14 protein-coding genes are annotated in these 16,735 nt (G+C 69.5%); 2 read left to right on the top strand and 12 right to left on the bottom strand.

Going from position 1 to position 16,735, the window contains the following annotated elements:
• Positions 1-21: 21 nt before the first annotated feature.
• Positions 22-648, top strand: coding sequence for a TetR/AcrR family transcriptional regulator (locus tag O9280_RS04700; protein ID WP_298339446.1), 627 nt, complete (start codon positions 22-24; stop codon positions 646-648).
• 4 nt (positions 649-652) lie between these two features.
• Here the strand turns inward: O9280_RS04700 and O9280_RS04695 are convergent, their stop codons facing one another.
• Positions 653-1,114: a hypothetical protein gene (locus O9280_RS04695; protein WP_298339444.1), complete on the bottom strand. Its 462-nt coding sequence runs from the start codon at positions 1,112-1,114 to the stop codon at positions 653-655.
• Between the two features lie 127 nt (positions 1,115-1,241).
• On the opposite strand from O9280_RS04695, the gene O9280_RS04690 reads away from it, so the two are divergent.
• Positions 1,242-2,102 carry a hypothetical protein gene (locus O9280_RS04690; protein ID WP_298339439.1) on the top strand — a complete coding sequence of 287 codons (861 nt, stop codon included), beginning with the start codon at positions 1,242-1,244 and terminating at the stop codon, positions 2,100-2,102.
• Positions 2,103-2,105: 3 nt separating this feature from the next.
• On the opposite strand, the gene O9280_RS04685 is transcribed toward O9280_RS04690, so the two are convergent.
• The 11 genes from O9280_RS04685 to O9280_RS04635 are packed head-to-tail and all read right to left on the bottom strand — an operon-like array spanning position 2,106 to position 16,735.
• Complete coding sequence (locus O9280_RS04685; protein ID WP_298339436.1) at positions 2,106-3,422, bottom strand: hypothetical protein; 1,317 nt, start codon at positions 3,420-3,422, stop codon at positions 2,106-2,108.
• Positions 3,423-3,453: 31 nt separating this feature from the next.
• Entirely contained in the window at positions 3,454-5,013 is a 1,560-nt protein-coding gene (locus O9280_RS04680; protein ID WP_298339433.1) for a lipid II flippase MurJ, read from the bottom strand.
• Positions 5,010-6,275 (bottom strand): O-antigen ligase family protein, encoded by a 1,266-nt coding sequence (locus tag O9280_RS04675; RefSeq protein WP_298339430.1) that lies wholly within the window; start codon positions 6,273-6,275, stop codon positions 5,010-5,012. The genes O9280_RS04680 and O9280_RS04675 overlap by 4 nt, the downstream gene beginning before the upstream one ends.
• A 1-nt stretch (position 6,276) precedes the next feature.
• Positions 6,277-8,130: an asparagine synthase (glutamine-hydrolyzing) gene (asnB, locus tag O9280_RS04670; RefSeq protein WP_298339427.1), complete on the bottom strand. Its 1,854-nt coding sequence runs from the start codon at positions 8,128-8,130 to the stop codon at positions 6,277-6,279.
• Positions 8,130-9,254, bottom strand: a complete 1,125-nt coding sequence (locus O9280_RS04665; RefSeq protein WP_298339425.1) for a glycosyltransferase family 4 protein — start codon at positions 9,252-9,254, stop codon at positions 8,130-8,132. Before O9280_RS04665 ends, asnB begins: the two co-directional genes overlap by 1 nt.
• Positions 9,251-11,101 (bottom strand): asparagine synthase-related protein, encoded by a 1,851-nt coding sequence (locus O9280_RS04660; protein WP_298339423.1) that lies wholly within the window; start codon positions 11,099-11,101, stop codon positions 9,251-9,253. The genes O9280_RS04665 and O9280_RS04660 overlap by 4 nt, the downstream gene beginning before the upstream one ends.
• Positions 11,098-12,222 carry a glycosyltransferase gene (locus O9280_RS04655; protein WP_298339420.1) on the bottom strand — a complete coding sequence of 375 codons (1,125 nt, stop codon included), beginning with the start codon at positions 12,220-12,222 and terminating at the stop codon, positions 11,098-11,100. The genes O9280_RS04660 and O9280_RS04655 overlap by 4 nt, the downstream gene beginning before the upstream one ends.
• The gene (locus tag O9280_RS04650) at positions 12,212-13,474 is read right to left on the bottom strand and encodes a glycosyltransferase (protein ID WP_298339417.1); all 1,263 of its coding nucleotides are present in this window, start codon (positions 13,472-13,474) and stop codon (positions 12,212-12,214) included. The genes O9280_RS04655 and O9280_RS04650 overlap by 11 nt, the downstream gene beginning before the upstream one ends.
• Positions 13,471-14,634 carry a glycosyltransferase gene (locus O9280_RS04645; RefSeq protein ID WP_298339414.1) on the bottom strand — a complete coding sequence of 388 codons (1,164 nt, stop codon included), beginning with the start codon at positions 14,632-14,634 and terminating at the stop codon, positions 13,471-13,473. Before O9280_RS04645 ends, O9280_RS04650 begins: the two co-directional genes overlap by 4 nt.
• Positions 14,631-15,413, bottom strand: a complete 783-nt coding sequence (locus tag O9280_RS04640) for a polysaccharide deacetylase family protein (protein WP_298339409.1) — start codon at positions 15,411-15,413, stop codon at positions 14,631-14,633. The genes O9280_RS04645 and O9280_RS04640 overlap by 4 nt, the downstream gene beginning before the upstream one ends.
• Entirely contained in the window at positions 15,413-16,735 is a 1,323-nt protein-coding gene (locus tag O9280_RS04635; protein ID WP_298339406.1) for a hypothetical protein, read from the bottom strand. Before O9280_RS04635 ends, O9280_RS04640 begins: the two co-directional genes overlap by 1 nt.

Here is a 16,735-nt window from a genome sequence, read left to right as displayed (position 1 = left end):
GGCCGGCACGCGACCACCCCGATGGCTCCCCAGACCCGGCAACGGATCCTCGACTGCGCCTTGGCGATGTTCAACGCCCAGGGCGAGCCGAACGTGACCACGAACCACATCGCCGACGAGCTGGAGATCAGCCCGGGCAACCTGTACTACCACTTCCGCAACAAGGACGACATCATCGAGCAGCTGTTCGGGCGCTTCGAGGAGCGCATAGGCGAGGCGATGACGGTTCCGGAAGGCCGCCTGCCCGGGCTGGAGGACATCTGGTTGCAGATGCACCTCGTCTTCGAGTGCATCTGGGACAACCGCTTCCTGTACCGCGACCTCGTCGACATCCTGAGCCGCAACCGCCGGCTGCGGATGCGTTTCGCGCGCATCCTGAAGCGCGCGACGGACAACGCCAGCTCGGTGATCCGTGGCCTCTCGCAGGCCGGGGTCCTTCGCGCCTCGGCGGCGGAGATGGACGCACTGGCGACCAACATCCTGCTGGTCGCCACCTTCTGGCTGAACTACGGCGCTGCGCGCGGCGACCAGGACGAGGCGAAATCCATCCGCCAGGGCATCGTGCAGATGATGATGCTGATCTCGCCCTTCCTGCGCGATGCCGAGCGTGTCCACTTGAACACGCTCAGCCAGGCCTACCAGGACTGACGTCTCAGGCCCGGCGACGGGCCTTCACCGCCTTCTTCGCGACCGGACGCTTCACCGCGGCCTTGGCGGCGCGCTTGGCCGGGGCCTTGGCGACGATCTTCGGCAGGCCGACGCGGGTGAGCAGCGGGTTCAGGCGCTTGGCGGCTTCGGCAACGCCCTGGACGCGGGCGGCGTCGATCTGGGCGCCGAGCTTGTCGGCCTCGCGCTTGAGCGGGGCGATGCGCGAACGCGCGGACTTGGCGAGCTTCTTCACTTCGCTGCGGGCGGTGTCGACCGCGGCATCGGCGCCTGCGCGGAGGCGCTGCGGCACTTCCGCGGCGTCGGACGCGAGGCGCTCGGCCTGGCGACCGGCGAGCACGGCAACGCCGAGGCTGGCGAGGAAGACCGTGCGCGGATTGACCGGCGCGGCGACAGCGCGGGGGCGCGTGCTGCTGCGGGTGCGGGTGCGGGAGGACGAACGTGCCATGGGACCACCGTTGGATTCGCGCCGGAATGGCGTCGGCGCGAGTTTTGGTTCGCGGCGCAGAGCTTTCACACTAGACGCGAGCGAGATATCGCCGCAGTCTGCGCGCTGGATCGAGGAGACCCCAACGATGGCGACGAAGAAGAAGTCCGGCTGGGCCACCCTGCCCGCCAAGGCCCCGAAATTCGACTTCTCGGGCGATGCGCTCAAGAAGGCCTGGAAAGACCTGCATGCCGGCGACGCCGAGCCCTATCCGGACGCGAAGCGCGCCGCGGCACTGCTGAAGGCAGCCGGCAAGGCAGCGCCGAAGGATCTGGACGCCGATGGGGTCGCCACGCAGCTGCAGGAGGGCTGGCGCGCGTTCCATGAAGGCCGTTTCGAAGCCGCCCACGAGGCCGGACGTGCGCTCGGCGTGCTGGGCGCCTCGTTGGCGACGAAGGCGCTGGGCATCCATGCCGCCTACCTCGTCGATGACGATGCAGAACGCCTGCAGCGCTTCGAGTTCGTCACCGCCATCGCCGAGCAGGCCGTCGATGCCCTGCCCGCTGAGGCGAACAGCCACTACCGCCGCGCGTTCGGGCTGGGCCGCTACAGCCAGGGCATCAGCATCGTGAAGGCGCTGAAGCAGGGGCTGGCCGGCAAGGTGCGCGAGAGCCTCGACAAGACCCTGGCCATTGAACCCGACCACGCCGAGGCGCGCCTCGCGATGGCCGTGTATCACGCTGAAGTCGTTTCGAAGGTGGGCGGACTGATCGGCGGCATGACCTACGGCGCGAAGGCGTCGGAGGCCGAAAAACACCTCGCTGCCGCGCTCAAGCTGATGCCGAAGTCGCCAGTGGCGCACCTCGAGCAAGGCAATGTCGCCCTGCTGCTGCATGGTTCGAAGGGCGAGGATGCCGCCGCCGCCGCGTACGAGAAGGCTGCGGGACTGAAGCCGCGCGACGCGATGGAGTGGCTCGACGCGCGGCACGCGGCGAGCCAGATCGAGTAAGCCTCAGGGCGCGGGACAGCTCAGCGTCTTGGCCCGCTGGAACAGGTCCGGCGGCAGCTGGACCATGTAGGCGTCGACGTCCTGGGCGCTGGTGCTGCCCCAGTTCGAGGTGAACAGCACGCGGGTGAAATCACGGTTGACGCTCGCGTGTGGCTCGGTCCAGTAGCCATTAGCGCGACTCTGGTGGTGCGCGAGTTGGATGATCGTCGGGCTGGCCTGGAGCTCCACGGCCATGATGCGTTCGTGCAACCAACGCTCGGGACCGCTGTAGGCATAGGTCGACAGCAACATCCAGCCCGGCACATTGAAGTTCTTCGCCGACACGTGATACGCCGTGCCACTGCCGTCGAGGTAGGTCCGGAACAGCGCCGTGCGCACGCCGGTATCGAGGTTGACCATGACGAGGTCGCCGGCATTGCTCTGGTAGTCGACGAAAACGAAGATGTCCTCGCCGCTCGGGCTCAATCCCAGGTCGGAATGCTCGGACGTTGCGTGCAGCTGCCGTGAGCTGGTGAAGGTTCGATTCCAGGCCACCGTGCCGCCCATGCCATTGAGACTGCTCACGACGCAGTGCCGGCCGCTGGCGGACATGCTGATGTGGTCGGGGCGCGCGGTCATCGCACGTGTGCCCACGACCGTCTGCGTCTGCAGGTCGTAGGTGAACACGCCGAGGATGCCGAAATTCGCGTTCTCGGCATGGAAGCACCAGTAGCGAGCGTCTGCAGAGGGGCTACCCTCCGACCTCGTCCAGACGCGCGCCACGCCGGCCCAAGGCAGCTTGCCGGTGAAATCGGCCGCCAACGTCGTGACGTTGGTATTGACGTCCAGCACTGACATTCGCATGCCGCCATTGGTCGGCAGGTAGTAGAGCCGATTAGGATCCGTGGGGTGCCACTGCGGCTCGGCGTCGCCCGCCGGCCCGCTCAGAACGCGAACGTGGGCCAGGCTGTTGGCGTCGTAGAGGTGCCACGCGCCGTCGAAGGCGTAGACGATGAATCGCGAGTTGTCGGCGTTGAAGGCTTGGCGGCGCGAGTAGTCGTTCCGCGCGAAACCGGAGGGCGGCTCCGCGGCATGGTCGGTGGCACGCACCACGCAGGTGCCGAAGAACGGATCACGTTGTGCCACGCCTTTGGCCGGGCGTGGACTGGCCCTGAACGGCGCCATGACTTCGCCAACGACGGGCGTGTAGCTGGCGGAATAGAAATTCAGGCACGGACCGGTCGTCGGCCCCGGGGCCGACTGCGCACCCACCGCGCACGCGCCGAGCAGCGCGGCGAAAGCGAAGAAGGGGCGAAGGAACGAGCGGGCGGAATCGAACATCAGCAACGTGCTCCGATACGGGGGGATGGACTCATGGTGCAGTGCCGCGGCGGAGTCTGCCCCAGATGCCGGCAGCGATCCATTGCAGGTCGGGCTGGCGCAACCGCCACGCGCAGGCAAGACCGGCGACACCGGCGACGAAGGCGATGGCCATCGCTTCGACGGCATGGAAAAGGCGCGTCTCGGGAAGCGTCGGCCACACCAGCGGCAGGAGCAGTAGGCCCACGGCCGCCATCGCCGCGGCGACGGCAGCGAGCTTCCCGAGCTCCGGCCACAGCCCTTTGGGCCAGCGCCAGCGCAGCACCCAGAGCGCGGCGAGCAGCGAGAGCAGCGCGGACTGCAGCATGGACACCGAGGCCGCCCAGGCCACGCCCACCGCGCCGCCACTGTCGCCCCAGAGATGGCACAGCCCGAGGTGGGTGGCCACGCCAAGCAGGCCGATGCCGACCTGCAACCACGGGCGCACGGCGGCGTGCAGCACGCGATAGTTGAAGAACGCGGCGGAGCGGAAAATCAGGCCGAGCGCCAGCACCTCGGTGATGTCGGCCGTGAGCTCGGTCTGCGCCGGGGTAAACGCACCGCGCTCGAGCAGCAAGGCCACCAGCGGCTCGGAGAACAGCATCAGCAGGATGGCCGCCGGCAACGTGAGGAAGAGCAGGAAGCGCAAGCCATCGGCGAAGGCCTGCGCGGCCTCGTCGACCTCGCCGCGGGCGAAGTGCCGGCCGAAAGTCGGATAGAACGTGGTGATCACGGCCTGCGCGAACACCTCGACCGGCAGGAACGCGAACATCGCCGCGTAGGCCATCGCCGAGATCGCGCCAGTCTCGCCGTGCGAAAGGAAGTACTGGTTGATGAGGCCGGTGAATACCGAACCCACCGATCCGACGAAGAGCGGCAACAAGTGCGCCGCCGGGGCGCGGAAATCCGGGTGCCCGAACGCCAGCTTCGGCCGGATGCTGCGCCGGAGATCATCCCGGTTGCCCCACAGGAGAACGCCGGCCTGCAAGACGAACCCGGCGAGCACGCCCAAGGTGAGCGCCATCACCCCGAGATGGGTCGCCAGCATCAGGGCCGACGCAATGATGGTCACGTTGGTCAGCACGCCTTCAAGAGCAGGCAGCACGAATCGTTCGCGCGCATTGCTCAGGGCCGACAGCACGGACGACAGCGTCAGCAGCGGCACGCAGGGCAGCAGCAAGCGACTGAGCGACACCGCCTCGCCGCGGGCCTCCGCCGCCAGTCCGGGCGCCAACGCACCCACCAGCGCGTCGGCGAAGACGAACATCACCGCCGACGCAATCAAGCTGACGCCCACTACGACGGTGAAGAAGGTGTTCGCCCCCGCCCAGGCCTCGGGGCCCTCGCGCCCCTCGAGGTTCGCCATGAACCGCGGCACGAAGGCCACGGTCACCACCGTCGTGAGCAGGGAAGGCAGCAGCAACGGCAGCGAATACGCGACCCAGAAGGCATCGAGCGACGCGCTGGCGCCGAACAGCGCGGCGACCATCATCGTCTTGCCGATCGCCAGCAACTTGCTGGCGCCATTCAATGCCGAGAGACCCAGCGCCTTGTGATGGCCGGAGCGACTCACGCGCGCACCATGGGCCGAGCACGACGCGGCGGGGGAGCGGCCTGCACGTGGGCGCTTGCGGCACGCAACTGCGACTGCCGCTCCACCAGGGCGGCCAAGGCCCAGAAGATGCCCATGACCGTGCCCTCGCTGAAGGGACTGCCGTAGATGTTGCCGAGCGCCATCGCCAGCACGGCGATACGGAATCCGTGGGCGAGGGTCAGCGCCTCGTGGTCGCGCGCCTCGCGCACCAGCCGGCTGCCGAGACGCCAAAGCGCGAATACCAGGACAAGCAAGGCGATCAAACCCTGCAGACCGGCCTCCGCCAGCGTCAGCACGAAGTAATTGTGCGCGTCCTTGCCGGGATTGTTGGAGTACTCACCGATCAGGTCCTGGAAGCGGTTCGCGCCGACGCCGATCGGACTCTCCGACCACATGACGACCGCCCCCCCCCAGATGTCCCAGCGGCTGGCCGTGCTGTCATCGACCGCCTCCTGCCCGAATTCGTCGACCTGCTGCGTTTCCTGCACGCGCTCGAACGCGCCGGAGGGCAGCATGGGCAGGGCGATCGCGAAGACGATGGCGCAGAACGCGGCCACCAGGACGCTGCGGCGGATCGCCATCAGCGCCAAGGCCAATAGCGCAATGAAATAGCTTTGTCGCGAGTAGGTGAACAGGATGGCCGCGGCCAGCACCAGCAGGCCGCCCAAAGCGACCATGCGCCAAAACGGCTGCCCCTTCAGGAAGAACACCGGGGCCGCGAACAAGGGGATGAACATGGCGTAGAACACGCCGGCGCGGTTCGCCGAGCGGTAGTCCGGGCCGAATGGTCCCGCGGCACGCTGGGTTTCCGAATAGCCGCCGATGCCGTAGTCGAGCCCTTCGCGCACGGCCTCGAGGCCCGCGACGGCCGCCACGACGAACACCAGCAGGATCAGCCGGCGCGCGGTCTTGAGGTCGCGCACCGCGTAGTAGAAGAGGAAGTAGTAGAGCGGATAGAACAGCAGCGTCTTCAGGTAGGTGAGGTCCTCCATCGGCGACTGCGGGCGGGCGATCATCGCCACGAGCGTGGCGATGGCGGCCGCCGCGAAGTAGATCCGCAGCGGGCCGCCAAGGGAGGGCTTGGCCAGCGGGGCTCCTCGGCCCTGGAGCACGAGGGCGGCCAGCGCGGCGCCGAACACCAGGTTGATGACGTTGACCCCCGGGATGCCGAGGTCGATGTCGAAGTGGAACTGGTTGACCGTGTAGACGAGCAGCACGGCCAGTAGCAAGCGCAGGATCATGTCAGGGCATGTCCATGAAGCGACGCGCCCACAGCTCCAGCACCAGCACCTGCCACAGCGGCTCGGCGTGGTCGGCGCGGCCACTGCGATGCTCGGCAAGCAAGCCGTCCACGATCGCCGGCTGCACCCAGCCCCGTTCGCGGAACGCGCGGCTGGCGAAGACATCGCCGGCCATCGCGCCCAGCTTCGCGCGGAACCACTCCGGCAGAGGGATGGCGAATCCCTGCTTCGGCTTGTCCAGCACGTCGGACGGCAGCCAGCGCCGGGCGACTTCGCGCAGCACGTGCTTGCCGCGTCCGGAGCGAATCCGGAGGTGCGCAGGCAGCCGAACGGCGAACTCCACCACCCGATGATCGAGCAGAGGCGCCCTGCCCTCGATCGAGGCCGCCATCGTCATGCGATCGAGCTTCACGAGGATGTCGTCCAGCAGGTAGCTGCGGATGTCGGCGTCGACGATGCGATCGATCATCGGCCGGGTATCTCCGGGCGGGAACAGCGGATGCAGCGAGGCGTAGCCTTCCGCGCCTGCCGGGCCGAGCAGCGCACGCATCTGGTCGGGCCGCGAGAGCGCCACGCCACTGAGGTAGCTGTCGGGAAAGCGCTCGCCAAGGCGCTGGCCGATGCGCCGCAGGCGCTGGCCGAACAGCCCCGGCAGCACGCCGCCGGCCGCACGAAGACCAAGCGCCGCGGGGCCGCGCAGCGGTCCCAGGCGTTCGAGCGCGAGGAACTTCAGATAGCGCTCGTAGCCCGCGAAGGCTTCGTCGCCGCCGTCGCCCGAGAGCACCATCTTCACGTGCGGACGAGCGAGTTCGGAAACGAGGAAGGTCGGCAGCGCGGAGGAGTCGGCGAACGGTTCGTCGAGATGCCAGACCAGCGTTTCGATCAGCTCGGTGGCCTCCGGCTCGACCACCAGCTCGTGGTGCTCGGTGCCGAGGATGTCGGCGACGCGACGGGCGCCGCTCAACTCGCTGTATCGCGCTTCCTTGAAGCCGATCGAAAAGGTCTTGACCGGCCGGGTCATGCGTTGCGCCATCAGGGCGACAACGACGCTGGAATCGAGTCCGCCGCTGAGGAAGGCACCGAACGGCACGTCAGCGACGAGTCGGTCGTCGACCGATGCCTGCAGGCGTTCGTGCAGCTGTTCGACGGCTTCGGCTTCGCTGCCACGGAACGTCGGCGAGAAATCGAGGGCCCAGTAACGCTCCTCGCGCAGCCGGCCGTCGCGCCAGACGGCGTAGTGCCCGGCGGGCAGCTTGCGGACATCGCGGAAGATCGACTTCGGACTCGGCACGTAGCCGAAGGCGAAGTAGCCGGGCAGGACAGAGGTGTCGACGTCACGGCGGAAGCCGGGCAGCGCCAGAAGGGATTTCAGTTCGCTGGCGAAGCCGATGCCATCGGGCCCCTCCCACAGGAACAGCGGCTTCTTGCCGAGGCGATCGCGGGCCAGCAGCAGGTGGCCGCGTGCCCGGTCCCACAGCGCGAAGGCGAACATGCCTTCCAGCCGCGCGACCGCGGCTTCGCCCCAGGCCTCGTAAGCGACGAGGATGACTTCCGAATCCGAATCGGTACGGAACCGGTGCCCCAGCGCCAGCAGCTCGGCGCGCAGCCGGCGGAAGTTGTAGATCTCGCCGTTGAACACCAGCACGCGTTGGCCGTCGGCGCTGGCCATCGGCTGGTGGCCACCGCCGAGATCGATGATGGCGAGCCGACGCATGCCCAGCAGCACGGCGTCCTCGCGATGCACGCCACCGTCGTCCGGACCGCGATGCACGATGGCGCTGTTCATCGCTTCGCCCACCCGGGCCTCCGGCGCCACGCGGCCCGGGGCCGCGGCAAAACCGACGATGCCGCACATCAGGCGGTCTCCCCGGCGTAGAGCGGCATCAGCTGGGCGATGACGGCCGGCACGGAGGCCTTGGCGAGGACGTCGGCACGTGCGGCATCGCCCATGGCACGACGGGCTTGGGGCGTCAGGTCCATCGCCTCGGCGAGGGCAGCGGCGAGGCCAGCGACGTCATCGACCTCGCACAGCCAGCCGTTGCGCCGGGGGATCACCAGGTCCTCGCTGCCGCTGATGCGCGTGGCGATGACGGGAAGGCCGGCGGCCATGTATTCGAGCAGGGTGTTCGAGAGCCCCTCGAAACGCGACGGCAGGATGCCAACGTCGGCGCTCGCGAGTTCACGCTCCACCGCGTCGCTCGGGCCGGGCAGATCGACGTTGTCGGCGACACCGAGCGTGGCGGCCAACGCCCGCAGCGCTGCATCCTCGCCGCCGCCACCGACCAGCCGAAGTCGCCAGCCCGGACGGCGAGACGTCGCCCACGCCCTCAGCAGGCTGTCGAGCCCTTTCTCGGGGACGAGCCGGCCCACGAAAACGACGGTCGGCGGCGTGTTTCCCGCTTCGGGCCGCGTGATGCCTTCGAAGCGCGCCGTCTTGACGCCGTTCGGCAGCCAGTGGATCCGCGAGGGGTCGAACCCAACCGCCTGGAGGTCGCGCGAGATGCGCGTGCTGATCGCCTGCACGGCCGTGGCCTGCCGCAGCATCCGTCGCGCCAGCGCGGCGCCGGGCCCACCATGCGGGCGGAGGCAGCCCTTCTCCTGCTCCCACCAGCCGGAGAACTTCACCACTACCGGCTTGCCGAGGAGGCGCCCCATCACACTGGCGACGGCGCCCATGTTGTGGGCGATGTGCACGTGGATGGAGTCGTAACGGTGGCGCCACGCGAAGAGCAGCCACGCCAGGCGGACCATCAACAGCAGGGAACCGATCCATCGGAGGGGCGGATAGCCCACGCGCCACACGTCGAGACCACCGTGGCGCGAGGCGCCTGACTTCTGCGAACTGTCGACGCGGGGGACGACGACGGTAACGGAATGGCCGAGGCCGACAAGCGCCTGCGACAGCGTTTCCACCTGGCGCTCGGCACCACCCATGGCCGGGAACTGCCCTTCCAGCAGCATGAGGATCGACAGGCTCACGGCACGTCGCCTTCGAGGTTGTTGCGCACCCACAGCTCCAGCACGGCGAGGGACCAGAGGTGGGCCGAGTAGTCCCAGCCTCCGGCCTGATGACGATTGAACAGGTCGGCGACGTACGCCGGCTCGAACCAGCCACGCTGACGGGTGCGCTCGGACAGCAGCAGGTCGCGCAGCCATTCACGGAACGCGGGACGATCGCGCATCCACACGCTGATCGGCAAGCCGAAGCCCTGTTTCGGCTTCTTGAGGATGGCATCGGGGAGGATCCCCACCGTGGCCTGCTTGAACAGCACGCGCTTCTCCATGCCGCTGACCTTCCAGTGCGCCTTCAGGCGACCGGTGTAGGCGACAAGGTCGGCATCGAGGTAGGGGAAGCGGACGGTGACGCCGGCATGCCGGGCCGCGCCGTCCACCTTGACCAGATCGTTCTGCGCGATGGCCAGCTCGAGATCGAGCGCCATCAAGCGATGCAGTTCGCTGCGCGCGTCGCAACCCGCGTACATCCCGCGCAACAGCTGCAGCGAGAGATCGGCCGTCACCGACGAGCGGAACGAGGCGGTCAGGAGCTCGTCGAAGCACTCCGAGGCAAAGGCATCGTCCGTGTAGAACCGGTCCGGGTTCGGCAGGCTGCTGCGACGCGTGAAGTTGTCGATGCGGTTGAGGAAGCGGTTTGAGCTGCCGCCGACGGTGCGGCCGATCACGCGACCCAGCGTCTTCACCGCGTTCGGCAACTCGAACCACCGCTGCATGATCATGTCTTTCGCGTAGCGCTCGTTCCCGCCGAAGATCTCGTCGCCGCCGTCACCGGCCACGAGGATCGAGCGACCGTCCGCGGCGGCCATCGCCGCACAGGCGAGCGTCGGCACGGCGGAGGCGTTGCCGAAGGGCTGGTCGAACAGCTCGGGGAGGTGCGGAAGCACGGCCAGCGTTTCGGCTTCGTCGATGCTGCCGAAATGGCCTTGCGCCCCGCAGGCCGAGGCGGCGATGCGGGCGAACTCCAGTTCGTCGAAACCGGCTTCGGCGAAGCCGATGGAGAAGCTGTGCACGTCCTCGCCCGGCACCTGACGCGCCAGCACGGTGGTGATGCTGGAGCTGTCGGTGCCACCGCTGAGGAAGGTGCCCCAGCGCGTTCCCGACGCGGGCCGGCAACGCTGTACGGCGGCCACCAGCCGCTCGCGGAGTCCGCTTGCGAGCGTCGTCGCGTCGCCATCGAGGTCTTCGGCATACGCCGGGCGCCACCAACGCTCCACGCGCCCCTGTCCCGCACGCCAGCGCAGCAGGCTGGCCGGCGGAAGCCGCTGCACGTCGGCGACGATCGTGAGCGGCGCCGGGATGCAGGCGAAGTTTAGGAAATGGAACACCGCTGCCGGGTCGGCGCGGCGCGCCACCCAAGGCGCGCGCAGCAGCGGCTTCAGGTGCGAGGCCACCAGCAGCTGCTCGCCCTTGGCGGTGTGGAACAGCGGCACGGTGCCGAAGTGGTCGACCACGGCGCACCACTCGCCACTCGCGCGATCGTTGCGCACGAAAGCGAAGCGTCCGCGCCAATCCATCCACGGCCGGAGATCGACGCCCTGCAGGGCGTCCTCGGCCCGGCCAAGCAGCAGGTCGAAGACCCCGACGACCGTGATGTCTCCGTCCTGCAAGACCCGCACGCGGCCTTCGCCAAAACCGTGGACGGCCCCAGCGCCTTCGAGCGATGCCAAGCCGGCAGCCACGGCCTCCACGCCCGCGCCCTGCCCGACCAGCCAACGAGCGACCGTCGGACCCGGCGCGACGCGAACGTCGAGAACGCCGTTGAGCGCCTGGGTCGGAGCATCGGCCGTCGCCGCCAGCGACGACGCGCTCATGCCGCCACCTTCCCGCCGACGATGCAGCGGTCGTAGATGCGCGCGGTGTGCTCCACCATCGCGCCCAAGGTGAAGCGCGCCTCCGCCTGCGCGCGCGCCGCCGCGGCGAGGCGACGCCGCTCCTCGGCGTCGTCGGCCAGCGCCGCGATCGTGGCCGCCAGCGCCGCGGCGTCGTCGCTGGGCAGCAGGCGCCCGGTGACGCGATCGTCGATCAGTTCCGGGCTGCCGCCCACGGCCGTGGCGATCACCGGCAGGCCACTGGCCATGGCTTCGAGCAGCACGTTGGAGAGGCCCTCCTCACGGGACGGCAGCACCAGCAGGTCGGCGGCATGCATCAGGCGACGGATGTCGCTGCGCTCGCCGAGCAGGCGCACGACCTCGCCGAGCCCGTGCCGCGCGATTTCGGTCTCGACACGGCCGCGCTCCGGGCCCTCGCCAGCGAGCCACACCCGAGGGCGCCGGGACGGTGCCATCCGGGCGACGGCGTCGATCAGCAGGGGGAGGTTTTTCTCCGGCACCAGACGACCGACGAAGAGCAGCAGCGTGTCGCCATGGGGCAGGCCGAGGTCGCGACGGGCCGCCTCGCGATCCGCCGCCGCGGGCAGCGGCGGGAGTTCGAGCCCGTTCGGCACGATGTCGATGCCATGGACGGGAACGGCGCAGCGTTGAGCCACGAGTTCGGCCCCGGCGCGCGTGTTCGAGATGACGGCCGACGAGCCCTGCACGATCCAGCGCTTGGCGCGCCAGTGCCAGTCCGGGCCCGCCAGGCCGAGGCCGCGCACCGAACTGACGAGCCGCAAGCCCGGCACGAAAGGAAGGACAAGGCGCACCCAGAGCTCCGCCGTGATCGAAAACGCGTGCACGACATCGAACCGTCCCGCGCGAAGGAAGCGCTGCAGGCGCAGCACGAAGGCCGGATCGATGGCACCGCGCTTGTCGATGCGATGCACCGGCACGCCATCGGCCTCGAGGGCGTCGACGAGGTGGGAGCGCTCGCGGAAATACAGGAGTTCGGCATGGCGGCCACGGGCGTGCAAACCACGCAGCAAGTGCACGATCTGGCGCTGGCTGCCGCCGACCTCCATTTCGTCGGTGACGACCAGCACCCGCTCAGCGCGCATGGGCGAGCGCCTCCGGGGCGACGCAGCGGACGCCGATCTGCGCCAAAAGCCGGTCGGCCTCGTGGCGGGCATCGAACTCGGCGGCGACGAGCGCACGCGCGGCAAGGCCGAGGCGATGGCGCAAGGCTTCGTTGCCCAGCAGGCGCTGCAGGGCGTCCGCCAGCGCGCGGGCGTCGCCCGGCGGCACGACGAGCCCGTTGCGCTCGTGGTGCACCAGTTCCGGGATGCCCGAGACCTGGGTGCTGACGACCGCACCGGCGGTCGCCATCGCTTCCATCAAGGCCACCGGGATGCCGTCCTGGTTACCTTCGGGCGTGGTGACGCTCGGCATCACGAACACGGTGGCGTCGTTCAACGCGGCGCGCACGGCTTCCTGCGGCTTGGCGCCGACCAGCGCCACGCGGTCGGCGAGGTTTTCCGCGGCGATCTGCGCCTCCAGCTCACGACGCTGCGGGCCCTCGCCGATGACGGTGCAGCGGAAGGAGACGCCGCGTCGCTTCAGCAGGCCCAGCGCGGGGATCAACGTGTCGAAGCCCTTGATCGGGTCGAGCCGGCCGACCGTGACGAGATGGTCGTCGGCGCGGCCATCGAGGTTCTCCGGGAGCTCGGCGAAATCGACGCCGCAATGCACGACCTGCAGGCGCTCGCCGAGCTGCTCCGCCCCCCAACGGGCGAGGTACCGCACGTTGTAGCGGGAAATCGTCACGGCCAACGCCGCATCGGCAAGCTTCGGAGCGACCAACTGGTCCTCGACGAAGATGTCGTGCGCGTGCGCGGTGAAGGAGAACGGCACGCCAGTGAGTTTCGAAAGCGCCCACGCGACGGTCGACGGGTACGTGGCCCAGTGCGCATGCAGCCACTGCGGGTCGAAGCGGCGGATGGCCGGCAGCGCGGCAAGGCCGCGCCACACCGCGACGGCGCTCTTGCCGAGGGCGGCGGGCTGCTTCCACAGGCCAAGCAGCAATTGCGCGGCGACGACGAGCACAGCGATCGGGTGACGCAGCACCTCGAGGAACACGGTCGGCAGCTCAACCAGCGGATGGCGCGGGCCGATCACGCGGTCCATCAGGGCTTCGGCGCGCTTCTGCACCAGGCTCTCGGACGGGGGCTTCAGGGAGAGGATGCGGACATCGACGCCGCGCTCCACGAAGCGCTCGATCTCGCGGACGATGAAGGTCTCGGACCAGCAGGGAAACAGCGAGACGAGATAAAGGACGCGGTCGGGCGTCGGCGTGGAGCGACTCACGGTCATGGGGGGCTCGGGGGGATGACGGACGGCGCCGCGGCCCAGAGGTGGGCGTCACGGCTGCGAAGAAAATCGATGAAGCCCAGCACGGCGTAGGCGTTCATTTCGAGGAAGGCCGACGCGAGCTTCACCGGCAGCAGCGCCCGCAGCGCCGGCCACTGGAAGCCGGCCAGGGCGAGGGCATAAGCGGCGCACTGCGCAGCGAACAGTGCGATCGCCAGCTTGCCCTGCCCCAGCAACGCCGCGTTCGCGACGAAGGCACCGAGCAGGAAAAGCGGAGCGACGAGGCGCAGCAGCTTGTGGTGGATGAAGCGCCAAGCCAGCGGATGCCGTCCCGGGAGGGTGATCGCGGGCCAGTGCGCCAGAAGCTGCCAGTTGCCGGAGAGCGTCCGGCGCTTGCGCGCGGATTCCACCGCGGCGCTGGCGGACGCGCGGTCGAACGCGACCGCAGCGGTCTCGAGGCCGATCCTTCCGCCGTTCGCGGCGATGCGCATCGGCACCCAGACATCGTCCAGCACCAAGCCCGGCGGCGGCGCCGGCATGTCGTTCCGGCGAACGGCATAAAGCGCGCCGCTCACGCCCACGACCGAGCCGGTGGCGGCTTCGGCGCGGCGGATCGCGGTTTCGTACTTCCAATAGGCATCGACCGCCTGCGCATAGCCGCCGGCATCCTCGAGCCGGAGCTGCCCGCTGACCGCAGCGAGTCCGCCACTGGCCAAGGCATCGCAGAGCGCCTGCACGCTGCCCGGCGCCAGCCGCTGCCGAACGTCGGTGAACAGCAGGACGTCGCCGCGGGCGCGGGCGATCGCATCGGCGAGGCAGGCCGTCTTGCCGCGACGCACCGGGGCATCGATGGCCACCAAGCGATCCCCGCTCCGCTCGCGCAGGCGGGCACCGGTGCCGTCGGTGGAGCCATCGGACACCATGACGAGGTCCAACCGATCGGCCGGATAGTCATGGGCCAGCAGGCCGTCGATCTTGGCGTCGAGGTGGGCCATGCCGTTGTGCACGGCCATGCAGACCGTGACGTGCGGCTGCCACTGGCGCGGTGCCACCGGCCGCGGCCTCAGGCGCGCCATCACCAGCAACCAGACCGGGTAGCCGACATACGTCCACCCGAGCACGAGCAGGCAGCCCGCGAGCACGGCCCAAGCCGCGAGGATCACGCCGTCGCTCCCAGCGCCCGGCCGCGCCAACGCTCGTAACGCTCGTCGCCCAGCACCGCTTTCGCGGTGGCCAGGACCCGATGCCGCATCCGCAGGCGACGCAGCGCGGCCGGGCCACCCGTGGCCCAGGCCGAGACGGTGTCCACTGCATGCCCGGCGGTGACGGCGACGCGCGGCAGCGGACGGGAGAGATCGCGCCCGGCCACGAGCCCCGGCGTCGAATCCAGCACCGCGCGATAACCGAGCGAACGAGCGAGCGGCACGAGGCCGCGCGGCACACGCCCGCCGGGCGGCGCCAGCAAGGTCACGGGTTGGCCGAGACCCTGTTCCAACTGGTCCTTGGAGACGCGCAGTTCCTCGCGCAGGGCGGCTGCGTCGAGGTGCGTGAAGTAGGCGTGCGTGTGGCCGTGCGACTGCAGGCTCATGCCCGCGGCCGCCATCTGGCGCAGCTCAGCCCACCCCATGAATCCCGGTCGCCCGACCCGCGCGGGCGTGATGAAGAAATCGGCATTCAGGCCGCGCTCGGCGAGCAATGGCAGGGCTTCGAGCGCATTGCTGGCGTCGCCATCGTCGAACGTCAACCAGACCGGTTGAGGCGAGGTGGTGTCATCGAGCAGGTCGCGCGCTGCGCCCAGCGTGCAGCCCGCGGCGCGCAGGGCGTCGAGCATCGCGGCGAAGCGCATGGCATCGACCGTGTAGTGCGCGTCCGCGGCATAACCGACGGCCCGAGAACGCGGGCCATCGACGCCATGGAACATCAGGGCGAGCGCCGGAGGCATCAACGCACCAGGTTGAAGGTGACCAGCGCGCGGTTGTCGTCGAACACCTGCTGCGCCTCGGTGCTGCTGCGTTCGCCATGGCTGAGCTCGAAGCTCAGGCCGGTGCGCCGCGAGGTCCGCCAGTTCGCGATGAGGGCGACGCGCGAATCGCGGTCGCGGCGCTCGATCGCGCCGAAGCGCCGCCACTCCACGCCGGCCTGTGCGCCGAGCGAGAACGTCGCCCGCACCTGGCGGTTGGCGGATACCGTGAAGCCGCGAATGGTCTGGTCGAGACCCGTGGCCCGCAGGTACTCCTGGCGACGCCAGCGGCTATCGACGCGGAGATAGGTGGCCTCGGAGCGATGCGAGAGGCCAAGACGCGCCCCGGTCTCCTCGAAGAGATCCGGCGAGAGCGTGGCATCGCTCAGCGCCGCACGCCCGATCGGCAGCGCGTAGTCGGCCGCGCGAGGCGCGCCGTCGAGGAGATCCTGCACGCTGTCGCCGAAGCCGCGCTGCAGATCCGCCTCCAGGCGGGTGATTTCGGTCAGGGCATACGTCAAGCGAACGCGGGCCAGCGGCGAGGATTGCTTCCGCGCGAATCCGGCCACCACGTCATCGAAGCGCACCTGGCTGTAGCCGACGTCGGCATTCCACTCGCCGCGGGCGCCCATGCCCGCATAGCGGACGAAGGCGTTGTCGCGGCGATAGTCCGGCGCGACTCCCGCGCGATCGAACTGGGCGTCAACACTCTCGAACTCCGCCGAGAGGGCCGTGAGCGGGCTGCGCTGGTAGAGCAGCCGTGCGGCGGCAGCGGCACGCTGCCCGTCGAACTCCGGCGTGAGTTCCGCGCCGGTGTCCATGAAGCGCAGTTCGCCGAGCAGCCGCACGTTGGTCGAGGGCCGGACGGCCAGCGTCGGGCCGGTCACCAGCACCTGGGTGCGCTGGCGGTTGTCCGGGGCATCGACGCCGAAGGGATTCACCGGCTGGTCGGTGACCACGGCCTGCAGCGCCCACGAAAGCCGCTCAGGCGCCAGCACCCAGCGGCCGTCGAGGCCGATCTGCTGAAGCAGCTCGTCGTCGAAACGCTCCTGCTGGTAGTGCCGGTAGGTCGCGCTACCGGCCGCTTCGAACTCGCCGCGCGCGCCCTGCATCAGGTAGGCGAACGCCAGCGTCGGCGCGATCACGGTGTCCGACACGGCGACCGGGCGGCGGGCCATGTTGTCGCTGTGCTCGACCGAGAGGCCGAGGCGCCAGTTGAGGCCGTCGGGCGCCGCCTGGGCCTGGGCGCCGGCCGCCGCGACGAGACCGACCACACCCAGCGTGTTGCGAAGGAGCGTAGTCAT

This window comes from Silanimonas sp. (genome assembly GCF_027531545.1).
In the GTDB taxonomy this organism is placed as follows: Bacteria; Pseudomonadota; Gammaproteobacteria; order Xanthomonadales; family Xanthomonadaceae; genus Silanimonas.
This window is presented reverse-complemented; position numbering and strand designations above follow the sequence as displayed.